The organism is Candidatus Methylomirabilota bacterium (assembly GCA_035260325.1).
In the GTDB taxonomy this organism is placed as follows: Bacteria; Methylomirabilota; Methylomirabilia; order Rokubacteriales; family CSP1-6; genus AR19.
Genome location: DATFVL010000067.1, coordinates 1 through 16,079, shown reverse-complemented (window position 1 = coordinate 16,079; position 16,079 = coordinate 1). Strand labels below are relative to the sequence as shown.

Annotated in this window: 14 protein-coding genes; 10 read left to right on the top strand and 4 right to left on the bottom strand. The window is 69.9% G+C overall.

From position 1 onward, the window contains the following. The coding region (locus VKG64_04980; protein HKB24391.1) for a hypothetical protein at positions 1-679 on the top strand (679 nt) is incomplete at its 5' end. An 85-nt stretch (positions 680-764) separates the two neighbouring features. On the opposite strand, the gene VKG64_04975 is transcribed toward VKG64_04980, so the two are convergent. After that, positions 765-1,876, bottom strand: a protein-coding gene (locus VKG64_04975; GenBank protein ID HKB24390.1) for an IS3 family transposase whose coding sequence is annotated in 2 segments (ribosomal slippage) — positions 765-1,624 and positions 1,624-1,876 — 1,113 coding nt in all. Because the reading frame shifts where the segments join, the coding sequence is not laid out codon by codon here. 308 nt (positions 1,877-2,184) lie between these two features. Here VKG64_04975 and VKG64_04970 point away from each other — a divergent pair. The 5 genes from VKG64_04970 (at position 2,185) to VKG64_04950 (ending at position 8,177) form a co-directional block, all read left to right on the top strand. Beyond that, on the top strand, positions 2,185-2,865 hold the full coding sequence (locus VKG64_04970; GenBank protein HKB24389.1) for a helix-turn-helix domain-containing protein: 681 nt from the start codon (positions 2,185-2,187) through the stop codon (positions 2,863-2,865). Between the two features lie 22 nt (positions 2,866-2,887). Further along, entirely contained in the window at positions 2,888-4,570 is a 1,683-nt protein-coding gene (locus tag VKG64_04965; GenBank protein ID HKB24388.1) for an amidohydrolase family protein, read from the top strand. A gap of 118 nt (positions 4,571-4,688) precedes the next feature. Beyond that, the gene (locus tag VKG64_04960; GenBank protein HKB24387.1) at positions 4,689-6,224 is read left to right on the top strand and encodes an ABC transporter substrate-binding protein; all 1,536 of its coding nucleotides are present in this window, start codon (positions 4,689-4,691) and stop codon (positions 6,222-6,224) included. 4 nt (positions 6,225-6,228) lie between these two features. Continuing rightward, complete coding sequence (locus VKG64_04955; protein HKB24386.1) at positions 6,229-7,275, top strand: LLM class flavin-dependent oxidoreductase; 1,047 nt, start codon at positions 6,229-6,231, stop codon at positions 7,273-7,275. Positions 7,276-7,301: 26 nt separating this feature from the next. Further along, positions 7,302-8,177 carry an alpha/beta hydrolase gene (locus VKG64_04950; GenBank protein ID HKB24385.1) on the top strand — a complete coding sequence of 292 codons (876 nt, stop codon included), beginning with the start codon at positions 7,302-7,304 and terminating at the stop codon, positions 8,175-8,177. Positions 8,178-8,439: 262 nt separating this feature from the next. Here VKG64_04950 and VKG64_04945 read toward each other — a convergent pair whose 3' ends face one another. Further along, positions 8,440-8,637: a hypothetical protein gene (locus VKG64_04945; GenBank protein ID HKB24384.1), complete on the bottom strand. Its 198-nt coding sequence runs from the start codon at positions 8,635-8,637 to the stop codon at positions 8,440-8,442. Positions 8,638-8,756: 119 nt separating this feature from the next. Between VKG64_04945 and VKG64_04940 the strand changes: the two genes are divergently transcribed. From VKG64_04940 to VKG64_04930, 3 genes are read left to right on the top strand one after another with little or no spacing between them, the layout of a single operon-like run. Then, a complete protein-coding gene (locus tag VKG64_04940; GenBank protein HKB24383.1) occupies positions 8,757-8,882 on the top strand; it encodes a hypothetical protein in 126 nt (41 codons plus the stop codon). A 13-nt stretch (positions 8,883-8,895) separates the two neighbouring features. Further along, on the top strand, positions 8,896-12,492 hold the full coding sequence (locus VKG64_04935; protein ID HKB24382.1) for an ABC transporter ATP-binding protein: 3,597 nt from the start codon (positions 8,896-8,898) through the stop codon (positions 12,490-12,492). Beyond that, complete coding sequence (locus tag VKG64_04930; protein ID HKB24381.1) at positions 12,489-14,045, top strand: ABC transporter substrate-binding protein; 1,557 nt, start codon at positions 12,489-12,491, stop codon at positions 14,043-14,045. The genes VKG64_04935 and VKG64_04930 overlap by 4 nt, the downstream gene beginning before the upstream one ends. On the opposite strand, the gene VKG64_04925 is transcribed toward VKG64_04930, so the two are convergent. Continuing rightward, positions 14,042-14,545: a hypothetical protein gene (locus VKG64_04925; GenBank protein ID HKB24380.1), complete on the bottom strand. Its 504-nt coding sequence runs from the start codon at positions 14,543-14,545 to the stop codon at positions 14,042-14,044. The two genes, VKG64_04930 and VKG64_04925, sit on opposite strands and share 4 nt — an antisense overlap. 114 nt (positions 14,546-14,659) lie before the next feature. Continuing rightward, positions 14,660-14,878, bottom strand: coding sequence for a hypothetical protein (locus tag VKG64_04920; protein ID HKB24379.1), 219 nt, complete (start codon positions 14,876-14,878; stop codon positions 14,660-14,662). Positions 14,879-15,208: 330 nt separating this feature from the next. Between VKG64_04920 and VKG64_04915 the strand changes: the two genes are divergently transcribed. Next, a partial coding sequence (locus VKG64_04915) for a class II glutamine amidotransferase (protein ID HKB24378.1) occupies positions 15,209-16,079 on the top strand: 871 nt, incomplete at its 3' end.

Below are 16,079 nucleotides of genomic sequence, written 5' to 3'. Positions count from 1 at the left end.
GACGCTGGGGACCGTCGGCTACCAGTACGACGCCCTCGGGCGGCGGACCCGGCTCGACGTCCCCGGCGTCGTACCGACGACCTACGCCTACGACGCGGCCTCGCGCCTGACCCAGATCCTCCAGGGCACGCAGGCCGTCGGGCTCCAGTACGACGACGCTGGCCGGCGGACGCTGCTGACGCTGCCCAACGGTTTGAACACCGAGTACCAGTACGACGTCGCGTCGCCGCTCACCGCGCTGATCTATCGCAACGACGCGGGCGACCTCGGGAGCCTGACGTATGGCTACGACGCCGCGGGCAATCGTTTCAGGGTCGCGGGCAGCTTTGCGCGCACGCTCTTGCCGAACGCGGTCGCGAGCGCCGTGTACGACGCCGCCAACCGGCAGCGCGTCTTTGGCGACGCGCAGATGACATCTGACGCCAACGGCAACCTTACCGCGCTGACCGATCCCACCCAGGCGAACGACCTTCACCTGGGACGCGCGCGACCGACTAGTCGGCATCGAGACTCCGGGCACGCTCGCGACATTTGCGTACGCCTTCGGTCTACGACTGGCCAAGACGGTGAATGGCGTGCCGACTCAGTTCCTCTACGACGGTGCCGACATTGTCCAGCAGCTCGCGTCACGCGCGACGACGAGCTATCTGCGATCGCTCGCAGTAGACGAGATGCTTAGCATCACGAATCTCGACGGAAGCTTTTTCTCGATCAACGATCCGCTCGGCAGTGTGGTCGTGACCTGCCCCCCATCTTTGGTCCAGTCACGATGAGAGCGTCGGCTCGGATGCCCGGTTCATGGTGAACCGCTCGAACTCGTCCGGCGTGCGATCGCCGAGCGAGCTGTGGGGCCGCTGGGTATTGTAGTCCAGCCGCCAGGCCTCGATGGTGCCTCGCGCATCGGCCAGCGTGGTGAACCACGACTCGTTCAAGCATTCGTCGCGGAAGCGGCCGTTGAAGCTCTCGATGTAGGCGTTCTGCACCGGCTTGCCCGGGTCGATGAAGTGCAGCCGGACGCTGCGCGCCCAGGCCCACGCGTCCAGCGCCTTGCCGATGAACTCGGGGCCATTGTCGACGACGAGCTCGGCGGGCGTGCCGCGGGTGTCGGCGACGCGCTCCAGCGCCTGCACGACACGGGCGCCCGGCAGCGAGGTGTCGATTTCGCTCGCCAACGCCTTGCGGCTGAACTCGTCGAGGAGGTTGAACACGCCAAACGCGCGCCCCGTCGTCAACTGGTCCTTCATGAAATCCATCGCCCAGCGCTGATTGATCCGCGTGGCCGGCACGAGCGGCGCCGGCACCACCCGCGCGCAGCGCTTGCGCTTCCGCCGGCGGACCGCCAAGCCCTCGGCGCGATAGAGCCGATAGACGCGTTTGTGGTTGACGCGCAGTCCTTCGCGTCGCAACAGCACCGTGAGCCGCCGATAGCCGAACCGCCGCCGCTGCGCCGCCAGGGCGTGCAGTCGCGCGCGCAGCGCCCGGGCGGGATCCCGCCGCGGCGTGTACCGACACGTGGAGCGCCGCAGACCCACCAACGCGCAGCTCCGCCGCTCGCTCAGCCCGTACTCGGTCCTCGCCGCCTGCACCGCGTTGCGCTGCGCCGCAGGCGTCAGAAGTTTTTTGCGAGGAGCCCCTTGAGTGCCTGGTTATCGAGGGTGAGGTCCGCCACCAAGCGCTTCAGGCGGCCGTTTTCATCCTCGAGCTGGCGCAGGCGCCGCACTTCGGCGATCTCGAGCCCGCCGTATTTGGCCTTCCACCGATAGAACGTCTGCTCGCTGAGGCCGTGCCGCCGGCACAGGTCCAACGTCTTGGCGCCCGCCGCCGCCTCTTTCAACACGCCGATGATCTGCTCCTCGCTGAACCGCTTGCGCTTCATGCGCCGCCCTCCCGGCAGGCATCTTAGCCGAGCGGACTCTCATCGCTGGTGGACCAGTTTTCGGGGGGCAGGTCAAATGGGATCAACCGATCTTCGAAGATCGAGGTGCCAACAGGCGGGAACGAGCGAGACTTGCAGTAGAGACGCACGGCAGATGTGGAAGGGGGACTCCCTACCTCACTCGGTATCAAAGCGTTGTGCCCCCCGGCGTCAGTAGCCCACGGTTCGCCGAAACGAAGAGGGCCATCTGGCCTATCGTTCCCAGAGTGACAACCCCCTGCAAGGGAGCACTTTGGGAGGATCGACCGATGACCCTGGACGACAGCATACTCGGACTGCGGCTGCGCGTCATGCGGCGTGCGCAAGAGGCAGGCGTGAGCACGGCCTGCCGCGAGGTGGGGATCTCCCGCACGGTGTTCTACCGCTGGCGGAAGCGCCTCGAGCATTATGGGACCGACGGCCTGCATCCGCGCCGCCACCACGCCCAGCGGGGCCGGCCGGTGCAGCTGGCGCCCGCGGTCGAGCGGCTGATCCTGAGCGTCGCGCTCAGTGCGGGGACCTGGGGCTGTGGACGCATTGCCGCCGACCTGGCGCATCGCTGGCAGCTCCGCGTCGCGCCGAGCACTGTGCAGCGGGTGTTGCGCCGGGCGGGCGTGGCGACGCGCCGGGCGCGACTCACGGTCCTCGAGCATGAGGCGGTTCGCACGGTCGGGCTGTTGACCGAGCGGACGCGCCGCGCGCTCTGGCGGGCCCGCCACGGTCGGACGCGCCACGTCGGGGCGCAGCAGCCCGGCGAGTTGGTGTGCCTGGACACGTTCTACATCGGCCAGCTCAAGGGGGTGGGCAAGGTCTTTCTCTTCAGTACGGGGTCAGCTACCTTTACTCGTACTCACTATTCCGGATTCCGTTTCTTGAGAGGAGTTGCAACTGAGGCTGACCCAGCCGGTGTTGTGGGACAATTGCGCGCGGCTCTACAAACTCTAACTTGAACCCTAGCCTGCGAGGGGAGTCATGGCGTACGACCTGATCATCAAGAACGGCATGGTGGTGGACGGGACGGGCTTTTCGCGCTACCGCGCCGACGTCGCGATCGCGGGGGGCAGGATCGCCGAGATCGGTAAGATCCGCGGCGCGGCGGCCACGACCATCGACGCCGACGGTCTCTTCGTGGCGCCGGGGATCATCGATCTCCACACGCATTATGATGCCCAGCCCTTCTGGGACAAGCTCTGCACGTCGTCCATCTGGCACGGTGTCACGACGGTCCTGACGGGGAACTGCGGACTGACCCTGGCGCCGCTCAGGCCGGAGCACCGCGAGGAAATGCTCGCCACCTTCTGCTGCGTCGAGGACCTGCCCGTCGCGTCGCTCGCGGCGGTGCTGCGCTGGAGCTGGGAGACCTTCGACCAGTTCCTCGACGCCATCGATCACGGGCTCGGCGTGAACATGATGCCGCTCGTCGGCCACAATCCGCTGCGGCTCTCCGCGATGGGGCAGGCGGCATGGGAGCGGGCCGCCACGTCCGACGAGATCGCGACCATGCAGAGCCTCCTCCGCGCGGCGCTCGAGGCCGGCGCCTGGGGCTGGAGCACCACGGTCTCGCCAACGCACGCGGGCCCGAAGGGCCAGCCGGTCCCGACCCGGCTCGCCGCGAACGACGAGCGCCTGGCCCTGGGCCGAACGCTCGGTGAGTTCAACCGCGGCGTCATCGAGATCCTGCCTCCGGGCGCCGCCCAGCCCGACGAGGCCGACAAGCGACACCTCCTCGACGTGGCGCTGACCAGCGGCCGGCCGGTCTTCTTCCTGACGTTCGACGCTGAGCCTCGGGATTACGTGGAGCGCGCGGCTCGGGACGGGGCGCAGCTCTACGCCCTGCTGCGGGTCATCCCCTTCAACCCGAAATTCACGCTGAAGAAGACCACGTTCTTCGCCAACCTCGACGTGTGGGACATCGTGATGGCGCTGCGCCTCGAGGACCGCCTCCGCGTCCTGGCCGACCCGGACAAGCGCGCCGAGCTGCGCGAGGCGGCGCTCACGCGCCAGCGGCGTCGGCCGGGGGTGCCCGGCCGATTCATCAAATGGTCGGGCATCGTCGTGAGCAAGGCGGTCCTCCCCAAGAACCGGGCGCTGGAGGGCCGCGGCCTCGCCGAGCTCGCGCAGGAGCAGGGAAAGCACGTCGCCGACGTGATGCTCGACTTGGCGCTTGAGGAGAGGCTCGAGACGGAGTTCCAGCTCCTGACGCGCTCGCCCGAGGAGGACGTCTCGCTCGCCGAGTTCGTGAAGACCGGCCACGCCATGCCCTCCCAGTCGGATGCCGGGGCGCATCTGAACACGAATTTCTGCACCGCCGGCGAGTCGAGCTATGTCCTCGGGCAGTGGGTCCGCGAGCGTCGGCTCTTGAGCCTCGAGGACGCCATCCGCCGGTACACGTTCCAGCCCGCCCGCATCATGGGTCTGCACGATCGCGGCTTGGTGCGCGAGGGGCTGGCGGCGGACCTCGTGGTCTTCGATCTCGCGCGCATCGGCGTGCGAGAGGACGAGATCTCCCACGACGGGCCGAACGGCGCGCCGCGGCGGGTGCAGGGCGCGGAGGGCGTCGAGTACGTCGTCGTCGGCGGCGAGGTCGTGCTGGACCACGGCAAGCACACCGGGGCGCTCCCCGGCCGGGTGCTCCGCGCCGGACGGCCGCGCTGAGCCGGACCCCGGGGCGGCCGTCGTGACCACTTGACGCGGCCATGCTTTGAGCAGATTCTCGGGCGCGTTGGCGTCCCGAGCTCGGCGCCTGCCGTGATGGAGGGGAGGGGAGGGGGACATGAGCCCACGTCGGGTTGGCATCCTGCTGCTCGTCGCCACCGCGCTCGTCCTCGGAGCGGGCCGGGAGGCGGCCGGTCAGCCGGCGGGCGAGGTGATCATCGCGTGGCACGTGACGATCGTTCCCTCCTGGTACGATCCGTCGACCGCCCCGCCCCAGATCACACCCTTCGGGCTGCTCTACGCGATCCACGACGCGCTGGTCCGCCCGATGCCGAATCAGAAGATGGGCGCGAGCCTCGCGGAGTCGTGGACGGAGAGCGCTGACGGCCTCGTCTACGAGTTCAAGCTCCGTCGCGGGCTCAAGTTCCACAACGGCGACCCCGTCACCACCGAGGACGTGAAGTTCAGCTTCGAGCGCTACAAGGGCGCCGGGGCCAAGGAGCTGCAGGCGCGCGTCGAGGCCGTGGAGGTCGTCGATCCCCTGACGGTGCGCTTCCGGCTGAAAGCGGCGTGGCCCGACTTCATGACGTTCTACGGGACGACGGCCACGGCGGCGGCGATCGTGGTGCCGAAGAAGTACATGACGCAGGTCGGGGACGAGGGCTTCAGGAAGCATCCGATCGGCGCCGGGCCCTTCAAGTTCGTGAGCCACACGCCCGGCGTCGAGGTGATCCTGGAAGCCAACACGGCGTACTGGCGCCGCGTGCCCTACGTCAAGCGGCTGGTCATGAAGAGCGTCCCCGAAGACACCACGCGCGTGGTGATGCTGAAGAACGGCGAGGCCGACATCGCCGTCGCGCTCGATGGCCCGCAGGCGGAAGACGTGAAGCGCGACCCGCGTCTTCAGCTCGTGGCGACGCGCCACGCGTCGATCTTCTGGGTCGAGTTCGCCGACCAGTGGGATCCGAAATCGCCGTGGCACGACAAGCGCCTGCGCCAGGCGGTGAATTTCGCCCTGGACCGCAAGGCGATCAGCGAGGCCGCGTGTCTCGGGTTCTGCCCGCCGGCCGGCGTGATCGTCCCGCGCGTGATGGACTTCGCGCTGCAGGTGTCGCCGCCGCCGTACGATCCGAAGAAGGCGAGGCAGCTCCTCGCCGAGGCCGGCTACCCCAACGGCTTCGACGCCGGCGAGCTCGTGCCGATCCCGCCGTTCTTCACGACGGCCGAGGCCGTGGTGAACTATCTGAACGCGGTCGGCATCAAGGTGAAGATGCGGACGATCGAGCGCGCCATGTTCTACGCCTCCTGGCGGGAGAAGAAGCTGCACGGGTTGTTCATCACCGCCGTGGGAAACTCGGGCAACGCGGCGACCCGCGTCCAGGAGTTCATCTACTCGAAGGGGAGCTACGCGTACGGCGGATATCCCGATATCGACGAGCTGTTCCTGCAGCAGGCCCGGGAACGCGATCAGGCCAAGCGCGAGGCCCTGCTCCATCGCATCCAGCAGCTCACCATCGATCGCGTGATGTTCGCGCCCGTCATGGACTTCCGCGCGCTGATGGGGATCGGGCCGCGCCTCGCCGACCACACGATCAACCTGGTGCCCCTGAGCATCTGGCCGTCCTACGAGGACATGCGGCTCAAGGGCCCCTAGACCCATGGACTTCGGGATCTTCATCGAGGAGGCGCGGCGGGGGAGCGGCGAGGCCGAGTGGTTCCGCGAGACGTTCGACCTCGTGGACGCGTCGGAGGCCTGGGGTCTCGACGGCGTGTGGCTCGGCGAGATCCACTTCAACCCGTCGCGCTCGGTGCTCTCGTCGCCGATCGCGCTGGCGAGCTTCATCGCCGCCCGCACGCGGCGTGTCCGCGTCGGCACGGCGATCCAGGTCCTTCCGCTGAGCAACCCGCTGCGGATCGCCGAGGACGTCGCGACCGTGGACCAGTTGAGCGAGGGGCGCTTCGACTTCGGGATCGGTCGCAGCGGCTCCCCGCGCGCGTACGACGCGCTCGGCATTCCCTACGCCGAGAGCCAGGAGCGCTTCGTCGAAGCCCTCCAGATCATTCGGGAGGCGTGGAAGGGCCGGCCGTTCAGCTATCAGGGGAAGTTCTACCGGTTCGAGAACGTCACGGTCGGGCCCCGGCCGTATCAGCTCCCCCATCCGCCCATGCGGATGGCCGCCAACTCGGTGGAGACGTTCCCTTTCGTCGGCCGCGCCGGATTGCCGCTCTTCGTCGGGCTCCGCGACGTGGACATCCCGGAGCTCCGGGGCCACCTCGGGGCGTACCGCGCGGCCTGGCGGGAGGCCGGGCACGCCGGCGACGGCGACGTCTGCCTCCGCATCCCCGTCTACGCCGCGCCCACGGAGAAGGAGGCCTTCGAGGAGCCCCACGAGAACATCACGTATTTCTTCCGCCGCCACGCCGAGCTGACCCGATCGGGCATCGGGCGCGGTGACACCGGACCCGCCGATCGGCGGCGGGCGCGGCTCGAGAAGCTCACCCACCTGACGTACGAGGACATCCTCGAGACTCGTGTCGCGTTCGGCACGGCCGCGGGCTTGATCGATCGCCTCAAACGGGTGAGGGAAGAGCTCGGGCTCAGCGGCATCGTGGCCGAGCTGAACCCGGGCGGCCTCCTCTCGGTGGAGCAGATGCGGCGGACCCTGCGTATCCTGACCCACGAGGTGATGCCGGCCCTCAAGTGAGCCGGCGAAAGGTGGAGGAGGCCATCATGGCGACCCGCGCGACAGCGACCCACGCGATCGACGTCGAAGACGTCGAGTACGTCCGCCACGGGGACCGGCCGCTCCTGGCCCGTCTCTTCAAGCCGCGCGGGGCCGGACCGTTCCCGCTCGTCGCCGAGCTGCACGGCGGCGCGTGGTGCCGCGGGGACCGGCTCAACGATACCGTCATCAACGAGCCGCTCGCGAAGAGCGGCGTGGTGGTGGCGGCGCTCGACTTCCGCATGCCGCCCGTGGCGCCGTACCCCGCGTCGGTGGCCGACATCAATTACGCGATCCGCTGGATCAAGACGCGGGCCCGGGACCTCGGCGGGCGTCCCGACGCGATCGGCGTCATGGGCACGTCGAGCGGCGCCCATCAGGCCATGCTGGTCGCCATGCGGCCGGGCGACCCCCGCTACGCGGCAATCCCGCTTCCGGCCGGCGGCCCGACGGTGGACGCCCGCGTGAGCTACGTCGTCCTCTGCTGGCCCGTCATCGATCCGCTCGCGCGCTACCGCTATGCGAAGAAACTGAAGGAGGGCGGGAAGCCGTACCCCGAGGTCGTGGACCGGGTGCTGCCCTCCCACGACCAGTACTGGCTGACCGAAGACGCGATGGCCGAGGGCAACCCGGTGCTCGCCCTCGAGCGCGGCGAGCGTGTCGAATTACCGCCCGCGCTCTATCTGCAGGGAACCCGCGACGTGGCGCACCCCCGGCCCGACCTTGACCGCTTCGTCGCCCAATACAGGAAGGCGGGCGGCCGGGTCGAGCTCGAGCTGCTCGAGGGCGAGACCGAGGGGTTCATCACGCGGAATCCGGGGTCGCCCGCAGCCGCGCGGGCGATCGAGAGGATCATCGAGTTCGTCCACCAGGTGGAGGCGTGACCGAGGGAGGAGGCAGCCCGTGACGAAGGCTCGTACCAGGCGCGCTCAAGCTCAACTCCGGAGACGAAGGGCCAGACTCGACGCGCAGATCGCGCGCGTGAAGCGGGAGGTCAAGGCGCTCGACAAGCGGCTCAGGGTGAGGAAGCGGATCCTCAAGCGGAGACAGGCCCGGCGCGCGAAGCTCTAACCAGTCCGTCACCGGCCGGCGGATTTCGCGTCGGAGTCTGTCGGCTGCTCCCGCGCTCGCGCGGTCTCGGAGCCGCTAGCTCGCGAGGAGGAGCAGCCGGCAGCGGCACGCCGTCGCCACGAGGATGTCGCCGTGGACGAGCGATTCCTTCTGCACCACGACGACGTCGCCCGCCTGCGCGCCGAGGGAGTCGTAGTGCTCGCGCCATCCGATCTCGAGGACGATCATGCCCGGGGCCACGCCCGTGACTCGCAGTGCCTGTCCTTCGCGCATCGTCGTCTCGCCCCCGAGCGTAGCGCCGGGGGACGGTCCACGCCCAGCGGGGCTTTTCCTCGAACGCGCCGAGGGAAAGTGCCTGGAAAGTTTTCCGGTAAAGCGGTATGTAGGAAGGCATGAAACCGAACGTGGCATGGCTGCTCGCAGGGGTTCTCGTCGTCGGCGGTCTGACACCGGGGCCGCGGATCCGTGAGGTGAAGAAGCACGACATCCGGGTGGTCGACGCGCCGCCCGCCCGCTGAGGACACCCCGCCCATCTACCTCGACCGCCGGCTCTGGGCCTTCACGCGCGGCGTGCGGCTGCGGATCCTGGGCACCGTGCTGCTCGGGCTCCTCGCGGTGGCCGCGGGCACCGCGCGGCTCGCGCTCTTCGGCCTGGTGCTCGCGCGCATCATCGCGGGCCGGCCGCCGCGCGCCGTGCTGCCGCTCGTGGCCCTCACCGCGGCGGCCGTGGTCCTCCGGGGCGCGCTCGACTACTGGCGCACGATGGCGGCGCACCGCACCGCGGCCGTCGTGCAGGGCGTCCTCCGCCGCGCGATCTACGATCGCATCACCGCGCTCGGCCCCGCCCACTTCACGCGCTCCCGGACCGGCGACGTGATCCTCTCGATGGTCGAGGGCGTCCAGCAGCTCGAGATCTACTTCGGTCAGTACCTCCCGCAGCTCGCCGTCGCCGTGCTCACGCCGGTGCTCATCTTCGCCTTCGTGGCGTTCGTGGATCTCCCGATCGCCCTCGTCCTGCTCGTCGCCGCGCTCGTGACGCTGATCGCGCCGGCGGCCTGGCACCGGCAGGACAGCCGGGCGAGCCTCGCGCGCCAGAAAGCGTACGCGGCGTTCGGCGCGGAGTTCCTCGATTCGCTCCAGGGCCTCGCCACGCTCAAGGCCTTCGGCCAGGGCGCCGCGCGGGGGCGGCTCCTCGCGGAAAAAGGGCGCGCGCTCTTCCAGAGCACCATGGGCGTCCTCGGCACCAACACGCTCGCCCGCGGTATCACCGACACGGGCATGGCCGTGGGCGCGGCGACGGCGCTCGGCTGGGGCGCCTTCAGGGTTCGGGCAGGGGAGATGGAGCTGTCCGCGCTCCTGATCGTGCTGATGCTGGGCGTCGAGGTGTTCCGCCCGCTGCGCGAGCTGCGTGTGGTCCTGCACCAGGGCATGCTCGGGATCTCGGCCGCGCGCGGCATCTTGCAGATCCTCGACGCCGAGCCGAGGGTCCACGACCGCGCGGCGCCGCGGCTCGACGCGTCCGCCCTCGCGCCCACGGTGGCCTTCGAGAGCGTGACGTTCTCCTACCCGGGCGGCCGCCGCGCCGCGCACGACGGCCTCTCGTTCGAGGTCAAGGCCGGCGAGCGCGTCGGGATCGTCGGACCGAGCGGGGCGGGCAAATCCACGGTCGCCCGGCTGCTCCTCCGGTTCTACGATCCCGAGCGCGGTCGCGTGGCGATCGGCGGCCACGACCTCCGCGAGCTCACCCTGGACCAGCTCCGCGGCCTGATCGCCGTGGTGAGCCAGGACACCTATCTCTTCCACGGCACCGTCGAGCAGAACCTCCGGATGGGAAACCCCGACGCGAGCCAGGCCGAACTCGACGCCGCCGCGCGCGCCGCCAACGCCGAGGAGTTCATCGCGCGGCTGCCGCAGGGATACGCGACCGTCGTCGGCGAGCGCGGCGTGCGGCTGTCCGGGGGCCAGCGCCAGCGGATCGCGATCGCGCGCGCCCTCCTGCGCGACGCGCCGATCCTGATCCTCGACGAGGCGCTCTCCGCCGTGGACGCCGAGAACGAGGCGGTGATCCAGCAGGCGCTGGACCGGCTCATGGAGGGCCGGACCACGCTCATCTTCGCCCACCGGCTGTCGAGCGTGATCGGCGCCGACCGGATCCTCGTCCTCGACGAGGGACGGGTGGTGGAGAGCGGGAGCCACGCCGAGCTCATGGCCCGCGGCGGCGCCTATCACCGGCTGATGACCGGCCAGGTCGAGGACGGCGCCGGGCCCGGCGAGCTCCTCGCGCGGCCGGGTCACGCGGCCGCTGCGGAGCCGGACGAGGACGCGCCGGGGGCGTCCGCCGAGCCCGTGGACGCGATCCTCAGAGCGGAGGGCGTGGGCTGGCCCGCGGTGCTCAAGAGCCTGCTCGGCATGGTCGCGGGCTACCGCGCCCGGCTCACGCTCACGTTCGTCCTCGGCGTGGCGCGCGTGGTGGCGCTGATCGGGGTGGGAGTCTTGAGCGCGCTCGTCGTCCGCGCGGTGAAGAACGGGTCGCCCTTCGGCGGGCTCCTGGTCGCGCTCGCGCTCGCGGCGCCGCTCGCGGGGCTCCTCCACTGGCTCGAGTCGTGGCTCGCCCACGACATGGCGTACCGCCTCCTCGCCGACATGCGGCTCGACATGTTCCGGAAGCTCGACGCGCTCGCGCCGGCCTACCTCACGCGGCACCGCACCGGCGACCTCGTCGGCGTCGCCACTCACGACGTCGAGCTGATCGAGTACTTCTTCGCCCACACGATCACGCCGGCCTTCGTCGCGGTGCTGGTGCCCGTGGGCGTCCTCGTGACGCTTGCGGCCTTCGGCTGGCCGCTGTCGGCAGCGCTGCTCCCGTTCCTCGCCTGGGCCGCGCTGACGCCCGTGCTCGGCCGCGCCCGCATCGACCGGCTCGGGTCGCGCGCGCGCGAGGTGTCGGGGGACCTCACGGCCCACTCGGTGGACTCGGTGCAGGGGCTCGCGGAGATCGTCGCCTTCCGCCAGGTGCGGGCGCGGGGCGAGGAGTTCGCGGCGAAGGCCCAGGAGTACCTGCGCGTCCGCATGCCCTTCCTCCACGACCTGGCCGTGCAGACCTCGCTCCAGGAGGTGGCGACGGGACTCGGCGGGCTCGCCGTCGTCGGCACGGGCATGCTGCTCACGGACGCCGGCCGCCTCGACGCCGCGATCCTCCCGCTGCTCACGCTCCTCGCCATGTCGGCCTTCGTGCCGGTCTGGGAGATCGCCCAGGTGGGACGGCAGCTCGCCGACACGCTGGGCGCCGCGCGTCGGGTCCGCGCCGTGCACGCCGAGCCCTTGCCCGTGACCGACGGCCCCGGCGTGCGCGCCTCCGCCGCCACGGCGTCGCCGCCCGCGCTCGAGATGGCGCGGGTGAGCTTCACGTATCCGGGGCGCCGCCGGCGCGCGCTCTCCGAGGTGTCGCTCGCGGTGCCGCGCGGGAGCACGGTGGCGCTGGTCGGCCCCTCGGGCGCCGGCAAGACGACGGTCGCGAGCCTCCTGCTCAGGTTCTGGGATCCCGACGAGGGCATGGTCCGGCTGGATGGCCACGATCTCAGGGAGTACGGGCTCGACGACCTGCGCCATCGGATCGCGCTCGTCGCGCAGGACACCTATCTCTTCAACGACACGCTGCGGAACAATATTCTGCTCGCCCGGCCCGGCGCGACCGAGCGGGAGCTCGCGGCGGCGGCGGAGTGCGCCGCCCTCACGGAGTTCGTGGCCGGGCTGCCCGACGGGCTCGAGACGGTCGTGGGCGAGCGCGGGGCCCAGCTCTCGGGGGGCCAGCGCCAGCGTGTGGCCATCGCGCGGGCCTTTCTGAAGGACGCGCCCATCCTGATCCTCGACGAGGCGACCTCACATCTCGACGCGGTCAGCGAGCAGGCGGTCCGCGGCGCCCTGGACGTGCTCACGAAGAACCGCACGACGATGGTGATCGCTCACCGGCTCTCGACGGTGCGGAACGCCGACCGCATCATCGTGCTCGAGGACGGGCGGGTGGCGGAGAGCGGCGGCCATCGCGAGCTCCTGGATCGGGGTGGACTCTACGCCCACCTGATCGCGCGGCAGCTCGCGGGTGGGGCCGAGACGAGGGGAGCGACATGATCGTGGGGATTCCGCGTCGCACGGTCGTCCGGGTGGTCCTGGCGTGCATTCTCCTCGTGGGCGGTCTCGTCGGCGACGCGGGGGCCCAGCGCCAGCCTGAGGGCGAGATGCGCTGGGCGCTCTACGTGACGCTCTCACCCGTCTGGTTCGATCCGGGCGAGGTGCTGGGCCAGATCACCCCGTTCTGGGTGCTCTACGCCATCCACGACGCGCTCGTGAAGCCCATGCCCGGCAATCTCATGGCGCCCTGCCTCGCCGAGTCCTGGACGCTCAGCGCGGATCAGCGCGTCTACGAGTTCAAGCTCCGCGAGGGGTTGAAATTCCACAACGGCGATCCCTTCACCGCGGAGGACGTGAGGTTCAGCTTCTACCGCGCGAAGGGAGCGAAGATCCTCCGGGAGAAGGTCAAGGAGGTGGTGATCGTCGATCCGTACCGGGTGCGCTTCCAGCTGCACGAGCCGTGGCCCGACTTCATGACGTTCTACGGCAGCCTCGTGTCCGGGGCGGGCTGGATCGTGCCCAAGAAGTACGTCGAGCGCGTGGGGAACGAGGGGTTCCTGAAGCAACCCGTGGGCCTCGGGCCCTACAAGTTCGTGAGCAGCACACCGGGCATTGAGCTGGTCATGGAGGCCTTCGAGGGCTACTGGCGTAAGGTGCCATCGGTGAAGCGGCTGGTCTTCAAGAGCGTCCCCGAGCCCACCACGCGGATGGCCATGCTGAAGCGAGGTGAAGTCGACATCGCCTACCTCCTGGACGTCCTGCAGGCGCAGGAGGTGAAGCGCGATCCCAACCTGAGGCTGGCATTTTCCGGCGGGATCGGGATTCACTTCCTGGATTTTCTCGACCAGTGGGATCCGAAATCCCCCTGGCACGACCGGCGCGTGCGGCTGGCCGCCAACCTCGCCATCGACCGCTGGGCGCTGAGCGACGCCGAGACGCTCGGGGCCTCGAAGCCCGCGGGGAATTTCGTCCCCCTCCAGTTCGAGTTCGCGCTGCCGATCGAGCCGTACCCCTACGATCCCGCGAGGGCGAAGCGGCTCCTGGCCGAGGCCGGGTATCCCAACGGGTTCGACGCCGGGGAGCTCCACCAGCTTCCACCGTACTTCTCGGTGGGCGAGGCGATCGTGGGGTACCTCGGAGCCGTGGGCATCAGGCTCCGGATGCGGCCCATGGAGCGCGCGGCGTATTTCGCTGCGTTGTTGGCGAAGAAGCTGCGCGGGGTGTGTGTCTGCACGAGTGCCTTGTACGGCAACGCCGCCTCACGTATGTCGGAAGTCGTGCCGAGTGACGGCGCCTACGCCTACGGCGGCTATCCTGACGTCGACGCGCTCTACCGGCAGCAGGCCCAGGAGACGGATCGCCGAAAGCGCGAAGCGTTGCTGCACCAGATCCAGCGGATCGTCCACGAGCGCGTGAGGATCGGGCCCCTCTACGTCTACATCTGGCCGAGCGGGATCGGGCCGCGTGTCGCGGAGCCCGCGCTCATGCTGATCGACCCGTACCCGTGGTCGGCGCCCCTGGACGACGTGCGCCTCAAGGGGAGCGCGCCCTAGGCGGTCGCGGCCTCTACTGGGGAGTGGTTCGCCCAGTACCGGCACGCCCGGGCGTGGGCGACGACGGTCGGCGTCAGGTCGCTCCCGCACAGCGGACACGCGAAGCTCCCGGCATCCGCCCGACGAAGCCAGCCGAGCCGGTACGTGTCCTGACAGCGCTGGCACGGGACGACGTGATGGCTGCAGCAGAGGAACAGGATGGCCCGCGCGTCGGGATCGCGAACGTCGATCGATCCCGGCGCGCAGGGCGTGCTGATCCAGCGACCGGTGCCGAGCTCGGCTTGCATGTCGGACCGGCGCCGCCGGTCAGCGCGGCGCCGCTCGGGATCGCGTATGTCGGTCAGGATTCGGCGGTCCCTCACGCGGCGATCCAGGATCACCCGCACCGTCGACTCGTCGTCGAGCGCGTGGCGGAGCGACTGCCACACGTCTGGCTTGGCGCTTGGGACGACGATCACGAGGGACTGCGGGCTGTTGCCGGAGGTCGCTTCACCTGACAATCCGAGCTCCTCCTTACCTGGATTTCTAAGTCTACCCGCACGGGGGCAGCATCGAGGAGCTTTTTCGTCGTCTCGCCGGGGCTGCCGCCCGTCCGGCCGGGTGACCTCGGGGCCTCAAAGACTAGAGTCCGAGATCCGCCGTCTCGACCACTCCCTGGGCCCGGCGTGCCGCTGGAGGGCCTTGTCGCAGTACTCGACCTGCGAGTGGATGAATCCCATCGCCCACCGGCGCGGGGATATTAGCGTCGGCGTCTTCAGCTCGGTCTCCTCGCCCTTGCGGATCGCCTGACCGCAACGGACGCAGCTTCGGGGGGCGGTGGTCAAGATATCCATGGGAAACCTCTCGGTAGCGAAGCGTATTCCCCGAGGATTGCGGGCTTCAAGAGGGGGTTTTCCGGATTTCGCTGCAGGTGAATACCTGGGATGGCGTCTCGGCGGAAGATCTCGGGGATTTCCCCGAGCGAGATTCGCCGAAGTGTTCCCCCGCGGGTCCGATTCTTCGCAGAACATCACTTAGGCACTTGGGGTATTCCCCTCAATCAAATCAGGGGAAGCACCGATAGTGAAAGCCCCAGGACCCCACGTATAACGGGCGCGGCAAGACCCCATGACGAACGTCAGCGCGAGCGGCGCCGCCGCGTAGATCAGGAGCGAGCACCCCTAATGTGCGGAATCGTCGGGTATGCGGGCAACGGGAATGCGGTGCCCATCCTGATGGACGGGCTGCGGCGGCTGGAGTACCGGGGCTACGACTCGGCGGGGATCGGCGTGATCGTGGACGGGCGGCTCGAGGTACGGCGCAGCGTGGGGAAGATCGCGGCGCTCGAGCGGGTGCTGGCGCGCGAGCCGCTGAAGGCGCAGGTCGGGGTGGCGCACACGCGCTGGGCGACGCACGGGCGGCCGTCGGATCGCAACGCCCATCCCCACCGGGACTGCACGGGATCCATCGCAGTCGTCCACAACGGGATCATCGAGAACTACGCGGCGCTTCGCCGCACGCTCGAGGCCGAAGGCCATCGGTTCGCGTCCGAGACGGACACGGAAGTGATCGCCCACCTGCTGGAGCGCTACGCGGGCGAGGGGCTCGCGGGGGCGGCGCGGCGGGCGGCGGGGGCGCTGCACGGGGCGTACGCGCTGGGGATCGTGAGCGCCCAGGCGCCGGGGACGCTGGTGGGGGTGCGCGAGGGCGGGGCGCCGCTCGTGGTGGCTGTGGGAGCGCACGGGGCGTTCCTGGCCTCGGACGTGGCGGCGGTGCTGCCGTACACGCGCGACGTGATGGTGCTGGAGGACGGCGAGCTGGCGGTGCTGTCGGGGCGGGACGTGCGGATCGTGGGGCGGGACGGCCGGGCGGTGACGAGGGCGATGACCGCGGTCCCGTGGGATCTGGCGGCGGCGGAGAAGGGGGGCTACCCCCACTTCATGCTGAAGGAGATCCACGAGCAGCCGCGGGGGCTGGAGACGACGGTGCGCGCCTTGCGGGCCTCCGAGGGCGAGCGCGGGCTCGAGCGCGAGGCGCTGGCGGGGATCGAGCGGG

Coding starts and splice junctions, on each gene's coding strand:
- VKG64_04970 (HKB24389.1), top strand. CDS start 2,185: ATGACCCTGGACGACAGCATACTCGGACTGCGGCTGCGCGTCATGCGG.
- VKG64_04965 (HKB24388.1), top strand. CDS start 2,888: ATGGCGTACGACCTGATCATCAAGAACGGCATGGTGGTGGACGGGACG.
- VKG64_04960 (HKB24387.1), top strand. CDS start 4,689: ATGAGCCCACGTCGGGTTGGCATCCTGCTGCTCGTCGCCACCGCGCTC.
- VKG64_04955 (HKB24386.1), top strand. CDS start 6,229: ATGGACTTCGGGATCTTCATCGAGGAGGCGCGGCGGGGGAGCGGCGAG.
- VKG64_04950 (HKB24385.1), top strand. CDS start 7,302: ATGGCGACCCGCGCGACAGCGACCCACGCGATCGACGTCGAAGACGTC.
- VKG64_04945 (HKB24384.1), bottom strand. CDS start 8,637: ATGCGCGAAGGACAGGCACTGCGAGTCACGGGCGTGGCCCCGGGCATG.
- VKG64_04940 (HKB24383.1), top strand. CDS start 8,757: ATGAAACCGAACGTGGCATGGCTGCTCGCAGGGGTTCTCGTCGTCGGC.
- VKG64_04930 (HKB24381.1), top strand. CDS start 12,489: ATGATCGTGGGGATTCCGCGTCGCACGGTCGTCCGGGTGGTCCTGGCG.
- VKG64_04920 (HKB24379.1), bottom strand. CDS start 14,878: ATGGATATCTTGACCACCGCCCCCCGAAGCTGCGTCCGTTGCGGTCAG.